Consider the following 23,475-nt stretch of genomic DNA (forward strand, 5'->3'; position numbering starts at 1 on the left):
GTCCGGTCCGGCGGGCCCACCGGGGCGGAGCCCGTACCGTCAGCCGTCGTCCCCCGGCTCCTCCCGCTCAGGGGGCCTGCCGCCCACCACGGTGACCGCCTCGGCCCCCGCCCGGCAGCCCGCCTCCGCGGCCCCCACCGGGTCCGCGCCCGCGAGCCGCGCCGCCAGGAACGCCCCGGTGAACGCGTCCCCCGCCCCCGTCGAGTCCACCGGCCGCACCTCGGGCGCCGTCACGCGCGCGGTCACCACGCCGTCCCGGGCGACCAGGGCCCCGGTCGCCCCGAGCGTGACCACCACCCAGGGAAAGCGGCGGCTCAGCTCCTCCGCCGCCCGCTCCGGTGCGGCCCGGCGGGTGAGCAGCCGGGCCTCGTCCGCGTTGGGCAGCAGGACCTCGGCGCCCTCCGCGGCGGTCAGGAACCGCTCGGCCCCCGACTCGGCCAGGAACCCCGCGGAGGCCGGGTCCACGCTCACCGGGACCCCGGCCGCCACGGCGTCCCGCAGCGCCCGCAGGGCCGCCGCCCGGCTCGGCGCGGAGAAGTACAGATAGCCGGAGAGGTGCAGCCGGGCCACCCCGTCGAGGAGGCGGGCCGACCAGTCGTCGGGGGAGAGGCGCAGGGCCGCGCCGCCGTCGGTGAGGAACGTGCGCTCGGCCGACGCGTCCACCAGCGCGATCACGGTGGCCGTCGCCGCCTCGGGGTCGGGGACGAGCAGGGGGCGCACGCCCGCGCGCCGCAGTGCCCGCTCGTGCCAGTCCGTGCTGTCCGGGTCCGCGCCCACCCGGGCCAGCAGCCGTACCTCGCCGCCTCCGGAACGGGCCGCCCAGCAGGCCGCGTTGGCCCCGGCGCCACCCGGCAGGGTCCGTATCTCCGCCGCCGTGTCCGTGGCGGGGACGAGCGGGGTCCGGTGCAGGGCGACGACGTCCGTGACGACGTCCCCGACGACGAGCAGGGCACCCGCCGCCGGACTCACCGGCCGCCCGTACCGTCCGGGAGACCCTTCCCGCGCCCGGCGCCCGCGCCGTCGCGGAAACCCGGGACGCCCCCGGACCCCGGGCCGCCTTCGGCTCCCGCGCCGCCCCCGGCCCGAAGGCCGTCCGACGCACTCGTACCGTCCGTACCACCGGTACCGCCCGCCGTTCCCGTACCGTCCGGCGAGCTCCCCGTCCCCTTCCCGTACGCCACCGCGATGTCCGCCGCCAGTCGTACGTTCCCCCGGACCGCGGCCAGGTTGGCCTCCAGGGACGCGCCCTCCGTGTGCACCGTCAGGTACTCCAGCAGGAACGGTGTCACCGCCTGGCCCGTGACTCCCTTCTCCTTCGCCGCCGCCAGGCCGCCCGCCAGGACCCGGTCGTGCAGCGCGGGGTCCAACTGCTCCGCCACCGGAACCGGATTGGCCACCACCAGGGCCTCCCGGGCGCCGCCGAGCCGGTCCCGCGCCCGTATCACCTCGGCCACCTCCCCGGGACTCCGCAGGGTCCAGTCGACGGGCCGGCCCGAGGACGCCAGGTAGAAGCCGGGGAAGTGCCCGGTGCCGTACCCGACGACCGTCACCCCCAGCGTCTCCAGACGCTGGAGCGTGGCGGGCACGTCGAGGATCGACTTGACCCCGGCGCACACCACGGTGATGCCGACCCGGGCGAGCAGACGCAGATCGGCGGACTCGTCCTGGGTCTCGGTCCACTCCCGGTGCACCCCGCCGAGACCGCCGGTGGCGAACACCCGTATGCCCGTGGCGTCCGCGAGCCACGCCGTCGCCGAGACGGTCGTCGCGCCGGTCACCCCGGCGGCCAGGGCCGGGGCGAGGTCGCGATGGCCCAGTTTGCGCACCGAGGGGTCCTCGGCGATCCGGGTCAGTGCCGAGGGGTCCAGGCCCACCCTCGCCGTGCCGTCGACCACGGCGATCGTGGCGGGAACGGCGCCCCCGGCCCGTACCAGCTCCTCCAGCTCCAGGGCCACGGCCAGGTTGCGCGGACGCGGCAGACCGTGGGCGATGATCGTCGATTCGAGCGCGACGACGGGACGCCCCTCGCGCAGCGCTTCCCGTACCTCTTCGGACACCTGTGTGGACATGCCCCATTCCTGGCGCGGCCACGGACCCCGCAAACCTCCGTGGCGCCCTCCTGCCACTCGGCGCCCACCCCTGCGGAATCCGTCCCCGACCACCCGGCCCGGCCCCCTCCGGGACCGGCACGGCCCGCCGGGCGCCGCGCCGGAGGGGCCCTGCGGATTTCGTCGTGCCCGACTCGCTCCGGCATCGCACCTGGTGGGAGGCGAAACGGAGTCCTCGCGTCCAGTGGGTCCCGGTCTCGGAGGGGTCCTGGACCCCCGCTACAGTCACCGCCCATGACGACACATGAGCAGCCTTCCTTCGCCGTGCACATCCCCGACGCCGAGCTGGAGGCGGAGCCCCTCGACCCCTCCCAGATCGTCTCCGGCACGCCCGAGGTGACGGGCAAGGTGCTGTGGGAGTCGGCCGACGGCAAGCAGGTGCGCGGTATCTGGCAGATCACCCCCGGCGTCGTGACCGACACCGAGGCCGACGAGCTGTTCGTGGTGGTCTCCGGACGGGCGACCGTCGCCGTCGAGGGCGGCGAGACCCTGGAGATCGGCCCCGGCGACGCCTGTGTGCTGCGCGAGGGCGACCGGACGACCTGGACCGTCCACGAGACCCTCCGCAAGGCGTACCACATCAGCCTCTGACGGCCCGGGGGCCCGGGGGCCCGAGGGCCCGAGGGTGCGGAAGGGGCGGAGGGGCGCGGCAAGCTGCCGGTCGGGGGCCGGGGAACGCCCGCCGAGAACGCCCGCCGAGCGGTCATCGGGTGTCCGCGAAACAACCGCCGAACGGCCGCCGAGCGAGCCCCGGATGTCCCCCGGACGTCCGCCGGATGTCCGCCGGGCCACCGGCGCAAGGCCCTCGGGAGGCCGGTGGGGAACCGTCGAACACCCCCGGTCTCCTCGCCCGTTCGGAGTCTGGTAGGAAACCTTACTGTCCGATAGCATCCCGGGCAGCGGCTTGGCGCGGCACCCGTTCTTCCGGGCGTGACGCGCTCAGTGAGAGCTCTGACCCGGCCGCCGAGCACCACCCGGCCGCGCGGTGCCCCACTCCGACGCCACGTGGTCGGGAGTCCGTGCCCGTACCGTTCGGCACGGGCGGTCCGGCCCGTGCCGCTGGGGCCGAACCGTGCCGTGGTGCGCCGAACCGGTCGTCCAGCTCTCGCCACCCCTCAGGCCAGGGAGCCCAGGTATGCGCCTGTTCGCCTCCGCCCCACCTCGCCGCACCACTACCCCCCTGTCCCTCGTCCTCGCCGCCGTGCTGCTGCTCGTCGGCGGACTCCTCCTCGCCCTCCCGGACCGGGCCGGCGCCGCCGCCGACTCCCTGATCTCCCAGGGCCGTCCGGCCACCGCGTCCTCCGTCGAGGACGGCACCTTCGGACCCGAGAAGGCGTTCGACACCTCCTCCACCACCCGCTGGGCCAGCGCCGAGGGCGTCGACCCGCAATGGATCCAGGTGGACCTCGGCCCCTCGGCCACCGTCTCCCGCGTCAAACTCGTCTGGGAGGCCGCCTACGCCAAGGCCTACCGCGTCGAGATCTCCACCGACGGCACCACCTGGACCCGCCTGGCCGCCGAGACCGCCGGGAACGGGGCCACCGACGACTGGACCGGACTCACCGGCCAGGGCCGCTACCTCCGCGTGTACGGGACCGCCCGAGGCACCTCGTACGGCTACTCGCTCTACACGGCCGAGGTCTACGGCACCACCGGCACGACCACCCCGCCCACCGGCGCCTTCACGGTCGTCGCCGCCGGTGACATCGCCGCCCAGTGCACCGCCTCCAGCAGTTCCTGCGCCCACCCCAAGACCGCGGCCCTCGCCCAGCGGATCAACCCGTCGTTCTATCTGACGATGGGCGACAACCAGTACGACGACGCCCGGATCTCCGACTTCCGCAACTACTACGACAAGAGCTGGGGCGCCTTCAAGGCCAAGACCCGGCCCATCCCCGGCAACCACGAGACCTACGACCCGGCCGGGGCGCTCGCGGGCTACAAGGCGTACTTCGGCTCGATCGCCTACCCGCAGGGCAAGTCGTACTACAGCTACGACCAGGGCAACTGGCACTTCGTCGCCCTGGACTCCAACTCCTTCGACGACGCCGCGCAGATCCAGTGGCTCAAGGACGACCTCGCGCGCAACACCAAGGGCTGCGTCGCCGCCTACTTCCACCACCCGCTGTACTCCTCCGGCGGCCACGGCAACGACCCGGTCTCCAAGCCCGTCTGGCAGATCCTGTACGGGGCCAAGGCCGACCTCGTGCTCAACGGCCACGACCACCACTACGAGCGCTTCGCCCCGCAGGACCCCAACGGGAAGGCCACCGCCGACGGCATGGTCGAGATCGTCGGCGGCATGGGCGGCGCCGAGCCCTACGCCATCGAGACCGTCCAGCCCAACAGTCAGAAGCGGATCAGCGGCCCGTACGGCGTGCTGAAGCTGGACCTCACCGACACCACCTACACCTGGCAGTACGTCGGCACCGACGACCAGGTCAAGGACTCCGCCCCGACCTACACCTGCCACTGATGTACCTGGCGACCACCGGTCGCCCGGACGCGCCGCCCGGCCCCCCGGGGCTCCGGCGGCGCGTCTCCGGCACCGTCCTCGCACTCGGCACCGTCAGCCTCGTCACCGACGTCTCCTCGGAGATGGTGACCGCCGTCCTGCCGCTCTACCTGGTCCTCGGACTGGGTCTCTCCCCCCTCCAGTTCGGGCTCCTCGACGGCCTCTCGAACGGTGCCACCGCCCTCGTGAGGCTCCTCGGCGGCGCCACCGCCGACCGGGGCGGACGCCACAAGACCGTCGGCGGGCTCGGCTACGCCCTCTCCGCCGCCTCCCGCCTCGGCCTCCTCCTCGCAGGCGGCGCGACCGGCTGGATCGCCGGAGCCATCGCCGCCGACCGCCTCGGCAAAGGCGTCCGGACCGCCCCGCGCGACGCCCTGATCACCCTGCACAGCCCGCCCGAGGACCTGGGCCGCGCCTTCGGCGCACACCGCGCCATGGACACCACCGGCGCCCTCCTCGGACCACTGGCCGCCTTCGCCCTGCTGTGGGCCACGGCCGACGCGTACGACGCCGTCTTCGCCGTCAGCTTCTGCGTCGGGGCCTTCGGCGTCCTGCTGTGGCTGCTGCTGGTCCCCGGCCGTACCCGCGAGGAGCCCGTCGTACCGGCCCCCGGCCGGACGCGCGAAGTCCCCGCCGCGCGGTCCGTCCCGGCGGCGCCACGCGCGCGGGGCGGGCTCTTCGCCGCGATGCGCTCGCCCGGGTACCGGCGGATCGTGCTCTGCGCCGGGCTCCTCGGAGCCGCCACCATCGGCGACTCCTTCCTCTACCTGCTGCTCCAGCGCAGGCTCGACTTCGACGCCACCTGGTTCCCGTTCCTGCCGCTCGGCGCCGCGACCGTCTTCCTGCTGCTCGCCGTCCCTGCCGGACGGCTCGCCGACCGCCTCGGACGGCGCGGCCCCCTGCTGTACGGGCACGGCGCCCTGTTCCTCGCCTACGGACTGCTCCTGACCCCGCTGCCCGACACGGTGGTCCTGCTCGGCGTCCTCGCCCTGCTCGGCCTCTTCTACGCTGCCACCGACGGCGTCCTCATGGCCCTCACCGGCCCCTTCCTGACCGAGGGACGGCAGGCGGGCGGCCTCGCCCTCGTCCAGACCGCGCAGGCGCTCGCCCGTCTCGGCGCCGCCGTCGCGTTCGGCGCCGTCTGGACCGCGACCGGCCCGGAGACCGCCCTCGTCGCGGCCCTCGCCGCGCTCGCCGTCGCCGTGGGCTGCTCCGCCCGTCTGCTCCCCGAGGGCGTCGCCGCCCCCACCGGGCCCACCGTCCCCGAGCCCTCCGAGAGGACCGACTGACCCATGCCCGTCCTGACCGGCACCTCCACCCGTACCCGGGTGTGGATCATCGTCCTCGCGCTCCTGCTGCTCGGCGGCGGGGCCACCGCCTACACCCTGCGGGCGGCCTCCGGCCGCGGGGCCGCGGCCACCGGCACGGCCGACCCCGGCTTCGCCCTCGACAGCGGCCCCGGCACCCTCTACGCCCGGGACACCGCGACCGGGCGCGTCGCGCGCGTGGACCCGTCCGCGCCCGGCGGCCGGGTGGCGGGCGGCCCGGCCTGCGACCGCTTCCACGCCGCCGGGGGCACCGCCCTCTGCCTCCAGCGCAGGCCCGGCGTCCCGGCCCGCTCGTACGTGATCGTGCTCGACCGGCAGCTGCGCGAGGTGCGCCGCATGGGAATGCCGGGCATCCCCAGCCGGGCCCGGGTCTCCGCCTCGGGGAACATGCTGGCCTGGACGATGTTCGCGACCGGCGACTCGTACGCCCGTTCGTCCTTCTCCACCCGCACCTCGATCCTCGACCTGCGGACCGGGTACCTGGTGAAGAACATGGAGCAGATCCCGCTGACCCTCGACGGCAAGCGCTACTACGCCCCCGACGTCAACTACTGGGGTGTCAGCTTCGCCGCCGACGACAACCGGTTCTACGCCACGGTCTCGACCGCCGGGCGCACCCGTCTCGTCGAGGGGGACATGGGCAAGTGGTCGGCGCGGGCCCTCCGCGAGAACGTCGAGTGCCCCTCGCTCTCCCCGGACGGCCGCCTGATCGCGTTCAAGAAGAGGGTCTCCGACGGACCGCGCGAGCCGTGGCGGCTGTACGTGTACGAGCTGGCCACCGGCCGCGAACACCCGGTCGGCGAGCGGCGCGGCATCGACGACCAGGCGCTGTGGACGGACGGGGAGAACCTGGCGTACGGGTACGGGGGAGAGGTCTGGTCGGTGCCCGCGGACGGCACGGGGACCCCGCGCCTGCTGGCCCCCGCGGCCTCGTCCCCGACGGTCACGACCGGCCCGCTCCCGTCCTGAACGATGGCCCGTGACCGGGTGGTCCGCTCGGCCCGCTCGGTCCGTGACCGCTCCGTCCGTGGCCGCTCGGTCCGTGGCCGGTCGCGGACCGTGCGCACGGCCCCGGCCGGTCACGGACCGCGTCCCGCTCAGTCCTTGCGGAACGCGCCCCGGAGCACCAGCGCCGCCATCGGCAGCAGCAGACAGGCGGCGAGGGCGTTCAGCGGCCCGTAGCCCGCCTCGGCGACGATCAGACCGGCCGCGAGACCGCCGACCCCGGCGGCGGTGTTCATGATGAAGTCCGAGAGCCCCTGCACCGCCGCCCGCGCGGCCTGCGGCACCGAGTCCGTGAGCAGCGCGGAGCCGGACACGAGCCCCGCCGACCAGCCGAGCCCGAGGACGAAGAGGCCCAGGGCGGTCCGGCCGTGGCTGGCCCCGGCCGTGCCCGCGATGAGCGCCGCCACGCCGATCAGCCCGACCGCGAGCCCGATCACCGACAGCCGTCCCAGCCGGTCGGACAGCCAGCCCATCAGCGGCGAGAAGGCGTACATGCCCGCGATGTGGCCGCTGATCACGAGCCCGACCATCCGGATGTCGGCGCCGTGGTGGGTGAGCGCCACCGGGGTCATCGACATGATCGACACCATGGCCGTGTGCGATCCCGCGACGGTGACCAGGGCGAGCCTGGCCCGGGGGGACTCCCGGACGGCCCGCATCCCGGCGCGCAGCGAGCGTCCCTCCGCGGCCTCCCCGCCCGGCGTTCCGGCGTCGGCCAGGGCCCGCGCGGTGAGCAGCGGATCGGGCCGCAGCAGGAAGGACACGACGAGCGCGGCGACCACGAAGACACCGGCGGCCCAGACGAAGGGGCCCGCCGTGGCGGGGATGCCGAGGCCCGAGACGCTCTCCCCGGCGGGGGCGGCGATGTTGGGGCCGAGCACCGCCCCGATCGTGGTGGCCCAGACGACGGTGGAGATGGCCCGCGCCCTGCGGTCCGGCTCGGCGAGATCGGCGGCGGCGAACCGGGCCGCGAGGTTCGCCGAGGAACCGGCGCCGAAGCCGACGAGCCCGAGGAGCAGCAGGACGAAACTGTCGGCGACCGCGCCGAGCACCGCGACCCCGGCGCCGACCGCCCCGATCAGATAGGCGAGGACGAGTCCGGCCCGGCGGCCCCGCGAGGCCATCAGGGCGGCGAGCGGCATGGCGAGCAGCGCGGGCCCGGCCACCGTCGCCGTCGACGCCAGACCGGACAGGGCTTCGGAACCGCTGACGTCCCGGGCGAGCACGGCGGCGAGCGCGACACCGATGGCTATGCCGAGGCCCCCGAGTATCTGCGTGGTGATCAGTACGGCCTGGACGCGTCGGCGCAGCGCGGGCAGTTCGGTCGCGCCGACGGGGGCGGAGGGCCGCTCGGACAGGGTGGCGTCAGGGGCGCCGGGGGCATGGGTCACTTACGTGAGTGTGCCAGCCGTCCCATCTGATGGGAATGCCTGCATCCCGCACGGAAGAAGCCCGCCGGAGCACCACCGCCCGCGCCGCCCGCTCGCCCGCGCCGCCCGCCCCCGCCGCGCCGCCCGCCCCCGCCGCGCCGCCCGCCCGCGCCGGTCGAACGAGCCGGACCCACAGGACGTCGGCACCCCCGCGGGGCGGCCCGCACGCCCCCGTCAGCGCACCGGCCTTCTCGACGTACCGGCACACCGGACGCCCACGGCAGGGGCCCCGCCCCTCAGAACAGCGGCGCGGGAAGGACGCCCTCCAGGGCGAGCAGCTGCCGCTTGGTCTCCAGACCGCCCCCGAAGCCGCCGAGACCGCCGTCGCTCTCCACCACCCGGTGGCACGGCACGACCACCGGCAGCGGATTGGAGCCCATCGCCACGCCCACCGCCTGCGCCGCCCCCGGCTGCCCCACGCGCCGCGCCAGCTCGCCGTACCCGACGACCGTGCCGTACGGGACGCCGGTCGCCAGCTCGCGCAGCACCCGCCGGTTGAACCCGGCGGTCAGGCTCCAGTCCAGGGGCAGGTCGATCGGGCCGGGCTCCCCCGCGAAGTACCGGTCGAACCGGAGCATCGCCCCGGAGAGCAACCCCGAGGCGCACTCCACCGGCTCCGCGCCGAGCTGCCCCGCCAGACGGGCGAGCATCCGCGCGCGCCGCGCCGCGTCGGCGTGGAACTCGACCCGCACCAGTCCCCTCGGGGTGGCGGCGAGGAAGAGCGGTCCGATGTCGCTCGCCATGACCGTCCACTCCGCCGGTACGGCCCGCCCGCCGTCCGTCGCCCCCGTCTCGATGTCCATGCCGCCCACGGTACGGGCCGCCACCGACACTCCGGCCCGCCACGGGTACTCCACGGGGTACTCCGGCCATGAGCGGCCCGCCGGTCCGCACGCGGGGCTGGACCGCCCGCGAGATCACGGAGTGGTCTCGCTCAGGTCTCACGGCTGAAAAATCCCCGGTCACATGGTCGTGGAACTCCTGGCGCGCCATAATCTCGCCCCGGTAGTACTACCCAGCGGTGCCGACTGTTTTCGGACGACGTGGCACCAGGGGTGGAGGGCGCACGCACATGCAGGGGACGATCGACGGATTCAACTACGGACTCGTGACACCCATAGCCGCCTTTCTCATGGCCTGCCTCGGCGGAGCCCTCGGACTGCGGTGCACCACCCGTTCGCTCCGCCACGGCGACAGCTTCAAGGCGGGCTGGCTCGTCCTCGGCGCCACCTCGATCGGCGCCGGCGTCTGGACCATGCACTTCATCGCGATGATGGGTTTCTCGGTCGAGCAGGCGCCCGTCGCCTACGACCGGCCCATCACCTTCGCCAGCCTGGCCGTCGCCGTCCTCATGGTCGGCGTCGGCATCCTCATCGTCGGCTACCGGGGCGCCACGGCGCTCACCCTGATCACCGGCGGTACCGTCACCGGCCTCGGCATCGCCACCATGCACTACCTGGGCATGGCCGGGATCCGGCTGCGGGGGCGCGTCGAGTACGACACGCTCACCGTCGCCCTCTCCGTGGTGATCGCCGTGGTCGCCGCCACCACGGCCCTCTGGGCGGCCGTCTCCGTCCATGGATTTCTGGCCAGTCTCGGCGCCAGCCTGGTGATGGGCGTGGCCGTCAGTGGTATGCACTACACCGCCATGTCCGCCGTCAGCGTCCATCTGCACGCCATCGGCGCGGGCCCCGGCACCGGCGACCCGGCCACCTCGCTGCTGCTGCCGATGCTGATCGGCCCGGCGGTCTTCCTCATCCTCGCCGCCGTCGTCGTCATGTTCGATCCGCTGCTCGTCATGGGCGACCCGGACCGGCAGCGGTCCGCCGCCCGGATCGTGCACCGGCCCGGCATACCCGCCCCGCGCCACGTCCCGTCCTACGGGCGGCCGTCGCACTGGCCCGCCCGCCCCGGCGGCCGGAGCCCGCGCGGGAGCGCCCCCCGGGGGATCCACCGCTCCCAGGACTGGTGATCGGCGGCCGACTGTCGGTGCCGGGTCGTACGGTGGTCACATGCGGCCCGTTTCCAAGATCGAACGTTCGATGGCGCCCTTCGAGGTCGTCAGCGACTACCAGCCCAGCGGCGACCAGCCGACGGCCATCGCCGACCTGGAGCGGCGTGTCCGCGCGGGCGAGAAGGACGTCGTGCTCCTCGGCGCCACCGGCACCGGAAAGTCGGCGACCACCGCCTGGATGATCGAGAAGCTCCAGCGCCCCACCCTGGTGATGGCGCCGAACAAGACGCTCGCCGCCCAGCTGGCGAACGAGTTCCGCGAGCTCCTGCCGAACAACGCGGTGGAGTACTTCGTCTCGTACTACGACTACTACCAGCCCGAGGCGTACGTCCCGCAGTCGGACACCTACATCGAGAAGGACTCCTCCATCAACGAGGAGGTGGAGCGGCTCCGCCACTCCGCGACGAACTCCCTGCTCACCCGCAGGGACGTCATCGTGGTCGCCTCCGTCTCCTGCATCTACGGCCTCGGCACCCCCCAGGAGTACGTGGACCGGATGGTCCCGCTCAAGGTGGGCGAGGAGATGGACCGGGACCAGCTCCTGCGCCGCTTCGTCGACATCCAGTACACGCGCAACGACCTGGCGTTCACCCGGGGCACCTTCCGCGTCCGTGGCGACACCATCGAGATCTTCCCGGTGTACGAGGAGCTCGCCGTCCGCATCGAGATGTTCGGGGACGAGATCGAGGCGCTCTCCACCCTCCACCCGCTCACCGGCGAGGTCATCAGCGAGGACCGCGAGCTGTACGTGTTCCCCGCCAGCCACTACGTGGCGGGCCCCGAGCGCATGGAGCGCGCGGTCAACGACATCGAGCGGGAGCTGGAGGGCCGCCTCGCCGAGCTCGACAAGCAGGGCAAGCACCTGGAGTCCCAGCGCCTGCGGATGCGGACCACGTACGACATCGAGATGATGCGCCAGATCGGCTCCTGCTCCGGCATCGAGAACTACTCGATGCACTTCGACGGACGCGAGCCCGGCTCCGCGCCCAACACCCTCATCGACTACTTCCCCGAGGACTTCCTCCTCGTCATCGACGAGTCCCACGTCACCGTGCCGCAGATCGGCGCCATGTACGAGGGTGACGCCTCCCGCAAGCGGACCCTGGTCGACCACGGCTTCCGGCTGCCGTCCGCGCTCGACAACCGCCCGCTGAAGTGGGAGGAGTTCCAGAAGCGCATCGGCCAGACCGTCTACCTCTCCGCGACCCCGGGGACGTACGAGCTGTCCCGCGGCGACGGCTTCGTCGAGCAGATCATCCGCCCCACCGGCCTCGTCGACCCCGAGATCGTGGTCAAGCCCACCGAGGGGCAGATCGACGACCTGGTCCACGAGATCAGGCTGCGCACCGAGCGCGACGAGCGGGTCCTCGTCACCACCCTCACCAAGAAGATGGCCGAGGACCTCACCGACTACTTCCTGGAGCTGGGCATCCAGGTGCGCTATCTGCACAGCGACGTCGACACCCTGCGCCGTATCGAACTCCTCCGCGAACTGCGCGCCGGGGAGTACGACGTGCTCGTCGGCATCAACCTCCTCCGGGAGGGCCTCGACCTCCCGGAGGTGTCGCTCGTCGCCATCCTCGACGCCGACAAGCAGGGCTTCCTGCGCTCCGGGACCTCCCTCATCCAGACCATCGGCCGTGCCGCACGCAACGTCTCGGGACAGGTCCACATGTACGCGGACCGGATCACCCCCGCGATGGAGCAGGCCATCGACGAGACCAACCGGCGCCGCGAGAAGCAGGTCGCGTACAACACCGAGCACGGCATCGACCCGCAGCCGCTCCGCAAGAAGATCAACGACATCGTCGTCAGCCTCGCGCGCGAGGAGGTCGACACCGAGGAACTGCTCGGCACTGGCTACCGCCAGGCCAAGGAGGGCAAGGGGGCCAAGGCGCCCGTCCCCGCGCTCGCCACGCACGGCGTCAAGGGCAGGGGCAAGGGCGGCAGGACGGACTCCGCCGTCCAGCTCGGCGACCGGCCCGCCGCCGAACTGGCCTCGATCATCGAGCAGATGACCGAGCGGATGCGCGCCGCCGCCGCCGACCTCCAGTTCGAGGTGGCCGCCCGCCTCCGTGACGAGGTGGGGGAGCTGAAGAAGGAGCTGCGCCAGATGAAGGAGGCGGGACTCGCCTGAAGGGGCGGGCCGGAGCGGGACAGACGGTCCGGTGTGTTGCAAGACCGACACGAAACCGGACCGTACCGGCGCGGTGTCAGTGCCGCTGCGTAGGGTGCTGGACAAGCGCACACAGTGCGGCAGTGGCCGCGGAGAACGCCAACGAGAGGGGCAGACGCGTGTCGGTCAACATGACCAAGGGTCAGGCCATCAACCTGGAGAAGAAGGGCGGAGGCAGCCTCAGCCAGGTGCGGATGGGCCTCGGCTGGCGCGCCGCGCCCCGCCGCGGACTCTTCGGCTCGCGGACCCGGGAGGTCGACCTGGACGCCTCGGCCGTCCTCTTCGCCGAGAAGCAGCCGGTCGACGTGGTCTTCTTCCAGCACCTGGTCAGCGACGACGGCTCGGTCAAGCACACCGGTGACAACCTCGTGGGCGGCGCCGGACAGGGCGGCGACGACGAGGCGATCCTGGTCGACCTGGAGCGGGTCCCGGTCCACATCGACCAGATCGTCTTCACGGTGAACTCCTTCACCGGCCAGACGTTCCAGGAGGTGCAGAACGCGTTCTGCCGCATCGTCGACGAGACGACCGGGCAGGAACTCGCGCGCTACACCCTGGACGGCGGCGGCAACTACACCGCGCAGCTCATGGCGAAGGTGCACCGGGTCGGCGGCGGCTGGCAGATGACCGCCCTGGGCAACCCGGCCAACGGCCGCACCTTCAAGGACCTGATCCCCGCGATCCTGCCGCACCTCTAAAGGGTGTTGCACAACGGCGATCATGCTCGGATGATGTCATCGGTGACAAGGTCAACTATCCGCTTATGCGGCGATTCTTCCGTCCCGTTGACCGCCTGGATACTGGCTTCTGGAGATCATTCCGGCCTTGTGCAACACCCTTTAGGCCGTGTCTCGAAGGTCCCGCCCGCCTGGCCTGCCTCCGGGCAGACGGCGCTACTTTCGGAACACGCCCTGGGCCGTCCGGGCCGTCTCCCCCGAATTCCGCCGCTCGGACCGACGGCCGCGGGGGAGACGACCGGGCGGACCCGCGCGGCACCCACAGCTCCCGGCGGCAGGCCCCGGGAGCTGTCCGCGTGAACCGCAACCATTCCGCTTGAACCGTTCGCACCACGCCGGGAAACGCTGAGGGGACAGAGTCGATGACGGCCGAGCTGGTCCGGGGGCAGAACCACCCCCTGCCCGACACCCGCCTGGAGATCCGCGTGTCGGCAGGCCACCCCGTCCTCCTCGGCGCCACCTTCGGCGACGAGCGCGGCCGGGTCACGGGCACGGAGTGGATCGCCCACCCCGGCGCCCCCGCCCGGCCCGGCGTCGACGTACCTGGCCCGGCCGCCGCCGACCACCGCCTCGGCGTCGATCTGGACGAGGTCCCCGGCACCGTCCACCGCCTCTCCGTCCTCCTGGCGCTGCCCGGCCCCCGCAGCGGTGGAGCCACCCGCTTCGGAGCCGTCGCCGCCCCCTTCGTCGCCGTCACCGACCCCGACGGCACCGAGATCGCCACCTACACGATCACCGGCCTCGACCGGGAGTCCGCCGTCGTCGCCCTGGAGCTCTACCGCCGCCAGGGCGCCTGGAAGGTCCGCGCCATGGGCCAGGGGTACGAGGGCGGGCTCGCCGAACTCCTCGGCGACCAGGGCCTGGACCGCCCCGCGGATCTGGCCGCTTCGATCCTGGAGACAGCCGCCGGGACCGTACCGGCCCCGGTTGCCGCGCGGCTGCGCACCCCCGGGAGCGAGCGGACCGCGCACCCGGCGCCGCTGTCCCCGGACCCGACGGCGACCCCGGCCGGGACCCCGGTGCCGTCCCCGCCTCCGGCGCGGTTCCCGGCCGCGAACGCCCCGGCGACGACCCCCGCCGTCCCCGTGACCCCGCAGCCCGCCCCGGCCGCCGGAACCGGGTCCGGCGGTCCCGTCGACTACTCCCACCCCCGCCGTCGCCGGGAGCCCGCCGCCGCTCCCGACCCCGCCAGGACCCCGCCCGCACCGGTCGCGGGGGACGCCTCCGGCTGGTCCATGGACGAACGCCTCTACAACCAGGTCTGGGGCATGTTCGAGGACCTGTCCCGGACCACCGCCGCCTACCGCAGCGCCTGCGACTTCGCCGAGTCGCGCCTCGACCGCGAGCTGGACCAGTCCCTCTCCGACTACCGCTCCCGGGTCGGGAGCGCCAACGACGCGGCCCGCGCGACCGCCCGCGCCCGGCACGACGAACTGGTCGCACGGGCCCGGGAGGCCCTCGACCGGGACCTCGGGCAGCTCATGGCCGAGTCCGAGGTCGTCGAACCGGCCCTGCCCGCCCCGTACGCCCGCTGGGACCACCCCGTCTGGCACGCCTACCGGGTCCCGGCCGAGGAACCGATGGCCGTCCGCCTCGGCGACCTGCACCTGCCCGAGCGCCCCGATCTGCGCATCCCCATGCTGGTCCGGCTGCCGCTGGAGCGCGGCCTCTGGGTGGACTCGGGCGACCGGGGACGTTCCGAGGCCGCCGCCCTCCTCGACGAGACGGAGCTGCGGCGGCTGGCCCTGGAGAGCGCGGTCGCGCACGCGGCCCGGCTGCTCGCGGCGCACCCGGCGGGCGGCTTCGCCCTCCATGTCGTGGACCCTGCGGGCGCGGGCGCCGCCGCGCTCGCCCCCCTGGTGGACAGCGGTGTCCTCGCCGCCCCGCCCGCCCGGGGCGCGGCCGGGGTCTCCGCCGTCCTGGAGCAGCTCACCGAGCGGGTCGACCTGGTGCAGATGGCGCTGCGGAACGGCGCTGCGGACGCGCTGCCGCCGGGCCTGGACACCTCCCGGCAACTGCTGCTCGTGCACGACTTCCCGCACGGCTTCGACGACCGGGCCGTCACCCGGCTGCGGTACCTGGCCGACGAGGGCCCCTCGGTCGGCGTGCACCTGCTGATGGTGGCGTCGCGGGAGGACGCGTCGGCGTACGGACCGCTGCTCGACCCGCTGTGGCGTTCGCTGCTGCGGTTGACGCCCGTGCCCGACGACCACCTCGCCGACCCCTGGGTCGGTCACTCCTGGTCGTACGAGCCGCCGGTGCTTCCCCCGGGCAGCGGTGTCCTCCGCCAGGTCCTCGCCCGGGTGGCGGCCGGTCGGCCGGGGAATCGACCCTGACCTGGCATTTTGGACCCTCTTTACCCTGGCCTTTACCTTCTCTTGGTCTTTCAGGTAATCTTCTCGGTGCGGAGGGGAGTACTCCCCATGCGCGGCGTACCCGTCAATACGGACGTATCCAAGAGGATCCGATCCCGGGGCGTCGGCCCGGCGACATCGTCGCTCGGGTGGAAGAGACCTCCGGCAGCGACGACGCTGATCAGTAGCCGTACGACGCCGGAGGCGCAGTGGACGTTTCAATGACCCTGTGGGTGCTGACCATTCTTGGTCTGGGCGCCCTCATCGGAGCCGACTTCTTCATCGGGCGCAAGCCCCATGACGTGTCGGTCAAGGAAGCCGGCATCTGGACCGTCGTCTGGATCGTGCTCGCCGTGCTCTTCGGAGTCGGCCTGCTGGTCTTCGGCAACAGCCAGGCGTCCGGCGAGTTCTTCGCCGGTTACATCACCGAGAAGTCACTCAGCGTAGACAACCTCTTCGTCTTCGTCCTGATCATGGCGAAGTTCGCGGTCCCCTCGCACCTCCAGCAGCGCGTGCTGCTGATCGGTGTGCTGATCGCCCTGGTGCTCCGCGCGATCTTCATCGCCGCGGGCGCCGCGATCATCGCGAACTTCTCCTGGGTCTTCTACATCTTCGGCGCGTTCCTGATCTACACCGCCTGGAAGCTCATCCAGGAGGCGCGCTCCGGCGAGGACGAGGACGACTTCGAGGAGAACCGTCTCCTCAAGTCGGTCGAGAAGAAGTTCGGCGTCGCCGACCAGTACCACGGCACCAAGTTGTTCATCAAGAACAACGGCAAGCGCATCATGACCCCGCTCATGATCGTCATGCTCGCCATCGGCACCACCGACGTCCTCTTCGCCCTCGACTCCATCCCGGCGATCTTCGGCCTGACCCAGGACCCGTACATCGTCTTCACCGCCAACGCCTTCGCCCTGATGGGTCTGCGTCAGCTGTACTTCCTGATCGGTGGCCTGCTCAAGAAGCTGGTCCACCTCAGCTACGGCCTGTCGGTGATCCTCGGCTTCATCGGCGTGAAGCTGGTGCTGCACGCACTGCACGAGTCCGGGGTGCACGTCCCGGAGATCTCCATCCCGTTCTCGCTCGCGGTCATCTGCGGTGTTCTGGTCATCACCACGATCACCAGCCTGATCGCCTCCAAGAAGCAGTCCGAGCGAGCTGCGGCCGAGAGCGTGGACTCCGACGGCGCCGAGAAGGACAGCATCGGCGCCTGACGAGGCACACACGGCAGCGGCCGGCCGGAGGACCCCACTCCCGGCCGGCCGTCGCCGTTCCCGGAGGTCCTCAGACGGCGGCGGGCTCGGGCACGGGCTCCTCGGCCCGCTTCGGCAGCGTCTCCGGGAGCAGCGCGAAACAGCCCAGGCTGACGAGCGCGACCACCGTCAGATAGGCCGCGACACCCCAGGGCGGGCCCGAGCCGCCCTGGGACAGGGTCGTGGCGACGATGGGCGTCAGGGCGCCGCCCAGGACCCCCGCGAGGTTGTAGCCGACGGCGGCGCCCGTGCAGCGGATCCGGGGCTCGTACAGCTCCGGCAGATACGCGGCCACCACCGCGAACATGGTGATGAAGGCCAGCAGCGCGCCCAGGAAACCGAGGAACATCAGCACCGGCCGGGCCGTGTGCAGCAGGGCCACCATCGGGAACATCCACAGCGCCGAGGCCGCGCACCCCGCAAGACACAGCGGGCGACGGCCCCAGCGGTCCGCCAGGAGCGCCACGAAGGGCGTCACCGCCCCCTTGATCGCCACCGCCGCCATCACGCACGTCAGCATCACGGTGCTCCTCACCCCGAGCTGCTCGGTGCCGTACGCCAGGGCCCAGACGGAGACCGCGTAGAAGGTGGCGTAGCCGACGGCGAGCGCCCCGGCGGTCAGCAGGACGAGCCGCCAGTGGTCACGGGCCACCTCGGCCAGCGGGGCGCCCGACCGTCGCCCGGACGCGGACAGTTCCTCGAACTGCGGGGTCTCCGCAAGCGAGGACCGCAGCAGCAGCCCGCCCGCCGCGAGCAGTCCGGCGGCCCAGAACGGCACCCGCCAGCCCCAGGAGCGGAACTCGGCGTCGCTCAGCCCGGCCGAGAGGGCCAGCATCACCCCGTTCGCCAGCAGGAAACCGACCGCCGGGCCGATCTGCGGGAAGCTGGCCCACAGCGCCCGCCGGTGCGCGGGGGCGTGCTCCGCGGTCAGCAGGACCGCCCCGCCCCACTCGCCGCCGAGGCCCAGGCCCTGGAGGAAGCGGAGCACCAGGAGGAGTACGGGCGCGGCGATGCCGATCGTGGCGTACGAGGGGACGCAGCCGACCGCGACGGTGGCGCAGCCGGTCAGGAGCAGCGAGGCGAAGAGGACCGGGCGTCTGCCGTAGCGGTCGCCCACATGGCCGAAGAGGACCGAGCCCAGCGGCCGGGACACGAAGCCGACGGCGAAGGTGCCGAGGGCGGCGAGGGTCCCGGCGAGCGGGGAGAAGGTCGGGAAGAAGAGCGGCCCGAGGACGAGGGCGGCGGCCGTCCCGTAGACGAAGAAGTCGAAGAACTCGATGGCGGTGCCGACGAGCGAGGCGGTGGCGAGCCGCCCCATCGAGGGGGACGGGGGCGGCGGTGACGGTGACGCGGACCGCGACGGAGAGTGACTGGGACACATGTCGCGCCAACTACCCCCCGGCCGTCCGGGTTACGGGGGCGTGCGGGAGCGCGCGCCCGCTGAGCCGCGCGCTCCCGGTGCCGGGGGTTCACCAGCCGCGTTCGCGCCACTCCGCGAGGGACGGGCGCTCGTCACCGAGCGTGGTGTCCCGGCCGTGGCCCGGGTAGACCCAGGTCTCGTCCGGGAGGGCCGCGAAGAGCTTGGTCTCCACGTCGTGGATCAGGCTCGCGAAGGCCTCCGGGTTCTCCCAGGTGTTGCCCACGCCGCCGGGGAACAGGCAGTCGCCGGTGAAGACGTGGGGGTGGCCGTGCGGGTCGTCGTAGACCAGGGCGATCGAGCCCGGGGTGTGTCCGACCAGTCGGCGCGCGGTCAGCTCCACGCGGCCCACCCGGATCGTGTCGCCGTCCTCGACGGGGACGTCGGTCGGGACCGGGACGCCCTCCACGTCGTACGCGCCCGCGTACGTCACCGCGCCGGTGGCGGCGACCACCTCGGCGAGTGCCTGCCAGTGGTCGCCGTGCCGGTGGGTGGTGACGACGGCCCCGACGCCGTCGTCACCGATCAGGGTGAGGAGCGTCGCCGCGTCGTTGGCGGCGTCGATCAGCAGCTGCTCGCCGGTGGCCCGGCAGCGCAGCAGGTACGCGTTGTTGTCCATCGGACCGACCGCGACCTTCGAGATCATCAGGTCCGTCAGCTCGTGCACGTCCGCAGGTCCGCCGACCTTCACCACTCCGCTGTACGTCATGGGCCCAGACTAGGGCGTCCCGTCCGGATCGCGCCCGGCCCCCGGCCCCGGGGGTGGGCCCCTGCCCCGGCGCGGTCTAGAGCGGCGGGAGGGTCGGCAGCGGGCCGCCCTCCGTCTTCAGGGCCGTGCCGTCGCGGCGGCCGGCGAGCCAGCCGAGCAGATCGGGCGCGGGGCCCGTGACGACGACCCCGCCCGTCCCGCCACCGGTCGTCCAGGTCCCGCCGCCGGGGGAGCGGAGGGTCGTCGCGGGGACCCCGTCCAGGCCGGTGAAGCGGTCGGCGAGGAACGCGGTCTCGCGGGCGGTGAACTCCTCGGGGAGATCTTCGAGCTCGTAGCCGATGCCCAGGTCGACGTGGTGCAGATCGACCTCCACCCAGCGGCGGAAGGGGATGCGGGAGGCGCTGTCGGTGACGCCGTTGCGGAGCTCGACGGTACGGCTCCAGTCGGCGGGCCCGGCGGCGACGGCCCGGAGCCGTTCGGCGCTCTCGCGCACATCTGCGAGCTGGGCGGCGGGCGGACGGCCGGCGTCCCGCTCGATGTCGGCGTCGCGGGTGGCCGCGTCGGCGTACATGGGGAGGCCCCGGAGGACGTTCACCAGGGCGTCGGCGTTGCGGGCGACATGGGCGAGCACATGGCCCCGGGTCCAGCCGGGCAGCCGTGACGGCCCGGCCACCGCGGCGTTGTCGAGGGAGGCGGCCGCGGCAAGCAGCTTCTCGGTCGCCTCGTGGACGTGGGCGAGGTCGCTCTCGTGGTCGATCATGGCGCCGACCCTAGCGCCACCGGGGGTCCACCACTCGTTCGGGTGAAGAGGTCTCCGGGAGGCCGGAAATCGAATGTGCGTGCTATAGGCTCGATGGAAGCATCCGGCATGGTTGAAGCGTTGGATGTACTGGCACATCCGCTCTCTGAAGAAAGGTGCGGACCGGCGTGGCCGACCGTCTCATCGTCCGTGGCGCTCGTGAGCACAACCTCAAGAACGTCTCGCTCGACCTCCCCCGTGACTCCCTGATCGTCTTCACCGGGCTCTCGGGATCGGGCAAGTCCTCCCTCGCGTTCGACACGATCTTCGCCGAGGGGCAGCGCCGCTACGTCGAGTCGCTCTCCTCCTACGCACGGCAGTTCCTCGGCCAGATGGACAAGCCGGACGTCGACTTCATCGAAGGTCTGTCGCCCGCCGTCTCCATCGACCAGAAGTCGACCTCGCGCAACCCGCGCTCGACGGTCGGCACCATCACCGAGGTCTACGACTACCTCCGCCTCCTCTTCGCCCGCATCGGCAAGCCGCACTGCCCCGAGTGCCGCCGCCCGATCTCCCGCCAGTCGCCGCAGGCCATCGTCGACAGGGTCCTGGAGCTTCCCGAGGGCAGCCGGTTCCAGGTGCTCTCCCCGCTCGTGCGCGAGCGCAAGGGCGAGTTCGTCGACCTCTTCGCGGACCTCCAGACCAAGGGCTACAGCAGGGCCAGGGTCGACGGCGTGACCGTGCAGCTCAGCGAGCCGCCCACGCTGAAGAAGCAGGAGAAGCACACGATCGAGGTGGTCATCGACCGCCTCACCGTCAAGGACAGCGCCAAGCGCCGCCTCACCGACTCCGTCGAGACCGCCCTCGGCCTCTCCGGCGGCATGGTCGTCCTCGACTTCGTCGACCTCCCCGAGGACGACCCCGAGCGCGAGCGGATGTACTCGGAGCACCTCTACTGCCCGTACGACGACCTCTCCTTCGAGGAGTTGGAGCCCCGCTCCTTCTCCTTCAACTCGCCCTTCGGCGCCTGCCCCGACTGCACCGGCATCGGTACCCGGATGGAGGTCGACCCGGAGCTGATCGTCCCCGACGAGGACAAGTCGCTCGACGAGGGCGCCATCCACCCCTGGTCGCACGGCCACACCAAGGAGTACTTCGGCCGGCTCATCGGCGGCCTCTCCCAGGCCCTCGGCTTCCGCACCGACATCCCGTACGCGGGACTGCCGCAGCGCGCCAAGAAGGCCCTGATGTACGGGCACAAGACCCAGGTCGAGGTCCGCTACCGCAACCGGTACGGACGGGAGCGGGCCTACACCACCCCCGCCTTCGAGGGCGCCGTCTCCTTCGTCAAGCGGCGGCACACCGAGGCCGAGAGCGACTCCAGCCGCGAGCGCTTCGAGGGGTACATGCGCGAGGTGCCCTGCCCCACCTGCGAGGGCACCCGCCTGAAGCCGATCGTCCTGGCGGTCACGGTCATGGACCGGTCCATCGCCGAGGTCTCCGCGATGTCCATCAGCGACTGCGCCGAGTTCCTCTCCCGCCTCACGCTCAACGCCCGGGACAAGCAGATCGCCGAGCGGGTCCTCAAGGAGGTCAACGAGCGGCTGCGCTTCCTCGTCGACGTCGGCCTCGACTACCTCTCGCTCAACCGCGCCGCGGGCACCCTCTCCGGCGGTGAGGCCCAGCGCATCCGGCTCGCCACCCAGATCGGCTCCGGCCTGGTCGGTGTGCTGTACGTGCTGGACGAGCCGTCCATCGGCCTCCACCAGCGCGACAACCACCGGCTCATCGAGACCCTGGTCCGGCTCCGGGACATGGGCAACACGCTCATCGTCGTCGAGCACGACGAGGACACCATCAAGATCGCCGACTGGATCGTCGACATCGGCCCCGGCGCCGGGGAGCACGGCGGCAAGGTCGTCCACTCCGGCACCATGAAGGGGCTCCTCGCCAACGAGGAGTCGGTGACCGGGCAGTACCTGTCCGGCCGCCGGAGCATCCCCACACCGGAGATCCGCCGCCCGATCGACCCCGACCGGGCGCTCACCGTGCACGGGGCCCGTGAGAACAACCTGCGGGACATCGACGTCTCCTTCCCGCTGGGCGTCCTCACCGCCGTCACCGGCGTCTCGGGATCGGGCAAGTCGACCCTGGTCAACGACATCCTCTACACCCATCTGGCGCGCGAGCTGAACGGCGCCAAGTCGGTGCCGGGACGCCACACCCGGGTGGACGGCGACGACCTCGTCGACAAGGTCGTGCACGTCGACCAGTCGCCCATCGGCCGTACCCCCCGGTCGAACCCGGCGACGTACACCGGTGTCTTCGACCACGTCCGCAGGCTCTTCGCGGAGACGATGGAGGCCAAGGTCAGGGGCTACCTGCCCGGCCGGTTCTCCTTCAACGTGAAGGGCGGCCGCTGCGAGAACTGCTCCGGCGACGGCACGATCAAGATCGAGATGAACTTCCTCCCGGACGTGTACGTCCCGTGCGAGGTCTGCCACGGCGACCGGTACAACCGGGAGACCCTGGAGGTCCACTACAAGGGCAAGTCCATCGCCGAAGTCCTGAACATGCCGATCGAGGAGGCCCTCGACTTCTTCGAGGCCGTCCCGACGATCTCGCGCCATCTGCGCACGCTCAACGAGGTCGGCCTCGGATACGTCCGGCTCGGCCAGTCCGCGCCGACGCTCTCCGGCGGCGAGGCGCAGCGCGTGAAGCTCGCCTCCGAACTCCAGAAGCGTTCGACGGGCCGCACGGTCTACGTCCTCGACGAGCCCACCACCGGTCTGCACTTCGAGGACATCTCGAAGCTGATCACGGTCCTGTCCGGCCTTGTCGACAAGGGCAACTCGGTGATCGTCATCGAGCACAACCTGGATGTCATCAAGACCGCCGACTGGGTCGTCGACATGGGCCCCGAGGGCGGCAGCGGCGGCGGTCTCGTCATCGCAGAGGGCACCCCGGAGGAGGTCGCGGCGGTCCCGGCCAGCCACACCGGCAAGTTCCTCCGCGAGGTCCTCGGCGCGGACCGGATCAGCGACGCGGAGCCCGCGCCGCGCGGTGCGAAGAAGACGACGGCGAAGAAGACGGCGGCGGCGGCGAAGAAGGCCCCCGCGAAGACCGCCGCCAAGAAGGCGACCGTCACCAAGACGACGGCCAAGAGGGCGACGGCCGCGAAGGCCGCCGCCGGGACCGTCGCCGAGGCTCCGGCTCCGGCGCGGAGGACGGCCGCGAAGAAGGCCACCGGCGGGACCACGGCGAAGAAGGCCACGGCGAGATCCCGCAAGGCCTGAGACGGGCGTCCGGGTCCGTACGCCGGGGCGACACCCCAGGCGTACGGACCGGGGAGCGGCAGGCCCCGGCCTTCGAGGGGTCTGACCCGGTCGCCACCTCCGGGCGAGGCGTCCGGAGAGGGCTGCCCCCGGCTCTACGGGCCCGGCCTCAAGGGGTTCGGGGGACACGTCTTCCGGGTGAGGAGCCCAGGCACCCCGAACTTCTACGGGTCCTGGACCGGTCTCCGGGGGCCTGACCCGGTCGCCGCCCCGGGGCGAGGCGTCCGGAGACGGCGACCCCGCTTCCCACGTGTCAGGGTCCGGCCCCAAGAGCCCTGGACCGGCTTCCGGGCCCGCGGATACACAGGGTCCCCGGCCCCCGGGTATCCACAGAGCCCGGGACCGGCCTTCGCAG

Annotated in this window: 16 protein-coding genes and 1 pseudogene; 10 read left to right on the forward strand and 7 right to left on the reverse strand. The window is 72.6% G+C overall.

Annotated elements, in window-relative coordinates; translation table 11 throughout:
- Positions 1–39: 39 nt before the first annotated feature.
- Both ACIO92_RS08515 and ACIO92_RS08520 read right to left on the reverse strand, forming a co-directional pair.
- Complete coding sequence (locus ACIO92_RS08515; RefSeq protein WP_401235662.1) at positions 40–969, reverse strand: carbohydrate kinase family protein; 930 nt, start codon at positions 967–969, stop codon at positions 40–42.
- Between the two features lie 203 nt (positions 970–1,172).
- Positions 1,173–2,069, reverse strand: a pseudogene (locus tag ACIO92_RS08520) (pseudouridine-5'-phosphate glycosidase); the annotation flags it as partial.
- A 273-nt stretch (positions 2,070–2,342) separates the two neighbouring features.
- Here ACIO92_RS08520 and ACIO92_RS08525 point away from each other — a divergent pair.
- The 4 genes from ACIO92_RS08525 to ACIO92_RS08540 all read left to right on the forward strand — a co-directional run bounded on the left by ACIO92_RS08525 (position 2,343) and on the right by ACIO92_RS08540 (position 6,920).
- Positions 2,343–2,699 carry a cupin domain-containing protein gene (locus tag ACIO92_RS08525; RefSeq protein WP_366442994.1) on the forward strand — a complete coding sequence of 119 codons (357 nt, stop codon included), beginning with the start codon at positions 2,343–2,345 and terminating at the stop codon, positions 2,697–2,699.
- A gap of 544 nt (positions 2,700–3,243) precedes the next feature.
- Positions 3,244–4,584 (forward strand): discoidin domain-containing protein, encoded by a 1,341-nt coding sequence (locus ACIO92_RS08530; RefSeq protein ID WP_366442995.1) that lies wholly within the window; start codon positions 3,244–3,246, stop codon positions 4,582–4,584.
- Positions 4,584–5,912 (forward strand): MFS transporter, encoded by a 1,329-nt coding sequence (locus tag ACIO92_RS08535; protein ID WP_366442996.1) that lies wholly within the window; start codon positions 4,584–4,586, stop codon positions 5,910–5,912. Before ACIO92_RS08530 ends, ACIO92_RS08535 begins: the two co-directional genes overlap by 1 nt.
- Positions 5,913–5,915: 3 nt before the next feature.
- Positions 5,916–6,920 carry a hypothetical protein gene (locus tag ACIO92_RS08540; RefSeq protein WP_401235658.1) on the forward strand — a complete coding sequence of 335 codons (1,005 nt, stop codon included), beginning with the start codon at positions 5,916–5,918 and terminating at the stop codon, positions 6,918–6,920.
- A 128-nt stretch (positions 6,921–7,048) separates the two neighbouring features.
- Here ACIO92_RS08540 and ACIO92_RS08545 read toward each other — a convergent pair whose 3' ends face one another.
- A complete protein-coding gene (locus ACIO92_RS08545) occupies positions 7,049–8,347 on the reverse strand; it encodes an MFS transporter (RefSeq protein ID WP_401235656.1) in 1,299 nt (432 codons plus the stop codon).
- Between the two features lie 275 nt (positions 8,348–8,622).
- A complete protein-coding gene (locus ACIO92_RS08550; protein WP_366442998.1) occupies positions 8,623–9,189 on the reverse strand; it encodes a methylated-DNA--[protein]-cysteine S-methyltransferase in 567 nt (188 codons plus the stop codon).
- Between the two features lie 269 nt (positions 9,190–9,458).
- On the opposite strand from ACIO92_RS08550, the gene ACIO92_RS08555 reads away from it, so the two are divergent.
- The 5 genes from ACIO92_RS08555 (at position 9,459) to ACIO92_RS08575 (ending at position 16,881) form a co-directional block, all read left to right on the forward strand.
- A complete protein-coding gene (locus ACIO92_RS08555; RefSeq protein WP_366442999.1) occupies positions 9,459–10,358 on the forward strand; it encodes an MHYT domain-containing protein in 900 nt (299 codons plus the stop codon).
- Between the two features lie 40 nt (positions 10,359–10,398).
- Positions 10,399–12,537 (forward strand): excinuclease ABC subunit UvrB, encoded by a 2,139-nt coding sequence (gene uvrB / locus ACIO92_RS08560; RefSeq protein WP_366443000.1) that lies wholly within the window; start codon positions 10,399–10,401, stop codon positions 12,535–12,537.
- 158 nt (positions 12,538–12,695) lie between these two features.
- A complete protein-coding gene (locus ACIO92_RS08565) occupies positions 12,696–13,274 on the forward strand; it encodes a TerD family protein (protein WP_366443121.1) in 579 nt (192 codons plus the stop codon).
- Positions 13,275–13,675: 401 nt separating this feature from the next.
- Positions 13,676–15,649, forward strand: coding sequence for a TerD family protein (locus ACIO92_RS08570; RefSeq protein WP_402279277.1), 1,974 nt, complete (start codon positions 13,676–13,678; stop codon positions 15,647–15,649).
- Positions 15,650–15,876: 227 nt separating this feature from the next.
- Complete coding sequence (locus tag ACIO92_RS08575; protein WP_366443002.1) at positions 15,877–16,881, forward strand: TerC family protein; 1,005 nt, start codon at positions 15,877–15,879, stop codon at positions 16,879–16,881.
- Positions 16,882–16,951: 70 nt separating this feature from the next.
- Here ACIO92_RS08575 and ACIO92_RS08580 read toward each other — a convergent pair whose 3' ends face one another.
- The 3 genes from ACIO92_RS08580 to ACIO92_RS08590 all read right to left on the reverse strand — a co-directional run bounded on the left by ACIO92_RS08580 (position 16,952) and on the right by ACIO92_RS08590 (position 19,806).
- Complete coding sequence (locus ACIO92_RS08580) at positions 16,952–18,238, reverse strand: MFS transporter (protein ID WP_401235651.1); 1,287 nt, start codon at positions 18,236–18,238, stop codon at positions 16,952–16,954.
- Positions 18,239–18,389: 151 nt separating this feature from the next.
- Positions 18,390–19,046 (reverse strand): MBL fold metallo-hydrolase, encoded by a 657-nt coding sequence (locus tag ACIO92_RS08585; protein ID WP_384854901.1) that lies wholly within the window; start codon positions 19,044–19,046, stop codon positions 18,390–18,392.
- 76 nt (positions 19,047–19,122) lie between these two features.
- Positions 19,123–19,806 (reverse strand): maleylpyruvate isomerase family mycothiol-dependent enzyme, encoded by a 684-nt coding sequence (locus ACIO92_RS08590; RefSeq protein WP_366443005.1) that lies wholly within the window; start codon positions 19,804–19,806, stop codon positions 19,123–19,125.
- 167 nt (positions 19,807–19,973) lie between these two features.
- Between ACIO92_RS08590 and uvrA the strand changes: the two genes are divergently transcribed.
- The gene (gene uvrA / locus ACIO92_RS08595) at positions 19,974–23,081 is read left to right on the forward strand and encodes an excinuclease ABC subunit UvrA (protein WP_402279272.1); all 3,108 of its coding nucleotides are present in this window, start codon (positions 19,974–19,976) and stop codon (positions 23,079–23,081) included.
- Positions 23,082–23,475: the final 394 nt, after the last annotated feature.

Origin of the sequence: Streptomyces sp. NPDC087215, from assembly GCF_044744885.1 — a bacterium.
In the GTDB taxonomy this organism is placed as follows: Bacteria; Actinomycetota; Actinomycetes; order Streptomycetales; family Streptomycetaceae; genus Streptomyces.